The sequence below is a fragment of the Microbulbifer hainanensis genome, from assembly GCF_014904735.1.
GTDB classification, from domain to species: domain Bacteria; phylum Pseudomonadota; class Gammaproteobacteria; order Pseudomonadales; family Cellvibrionaceae; genus Microbulbifer; species Microbulbifer hainanensis.
In genome coordinates this window covers 1-799 of sequence record NZ_JACZCR010000085.1, presented here as the reverse complement: position 1 = coordinate 799, position 799 = coordinate 1, and the positions used below count along the sequence as shown (strand labels likewise).

The window sequence follows — 799 nt, the reverse complement described above, 5'->3', positions numbered from 1 at the left end:
TCCACGCAGCTTATGAACCTCGCTAATCGAATTCAGACACCCCAAGACGCCATTGCAGCAAGCGACTTCGCGATAACGCTGACCAGCAATGTGATCAGCGACTCGTCACAACTATTGTCCGCTCTCGAGCCCAGCTATGCCACGGGACAGAAACTTGCAAATGCAATGACGGCAAGCTCTACGGCGACCGGTGAAACACAAGCAATTCAGGCTCAAACCCAGCTTCATGCCGTCAACGCGCAGATCGAGATGCAACAATATGAGATCGCTCGGCTGCAACTGGCGAACGAACTCGCTCGAGAGCAGAAAGCATACCTCGAAAGTCAGCGTTCGAAATATCGCCTCGCTGCTGCCGCTGACGCGATGCGTCAACCCGTCCCGTCCGGAACCGCAGATCCCGATTTGTTCATGCCTATTGAGAAAAGCCGGGCTGCTTGGAAGTAGCCATGGAACCGCTCTCCTCCCTCGACAATCGCGTTTCCTCGCTCGTTGCCCTCTTTCAAGCCGGGCCGTCTCAGTATGTCGACGTAGCGGTTTCCCTATTCTCAAAACTGGCAGTTATTGAGATTGCATTCTTCGGATTGCTGATCGCGCTCGGACGCGGACGCATGATGTCCGAGACATTTATGCAAATCATGAAAATGGGCGTATTTTTCTGGTTTATCAAAGAGTTCCCAACCTTTCAAACCACTATCCTTTCGGGGTTTCAGTGGTCCGGCCTTCAATTGACGGGGCAGGGCGGGGGCACCGAATCTCTACTTGCATCCTCTTATTTAACGGCTGCTACGAACGTGGTGGG

Annotated in this window: 2 protein-coding genes; both read left to right on the top strand. The window is 53.3% G+C overall.

Annotation, left to right across the window (positions count from 1 at the left end; translation table 11 throughout):
- Positions 1 to 444, top strand: a 444-nt coding sequence (locus IG168_RS20440) for a hypothetical protein (protein WP_193166455.1), incomplete at its 5' end; no start/stop codon positions are given.
- A 2-nt stretch (positions 445 to 446) separates the two neighbouring features.
- Positions 447 to 799: type IV secretion system protein (locus tag IG168_RS20435; protein WP_193166454.1), on the top strand; the 353-nt coding region annotated here is incomplete at its 3' end.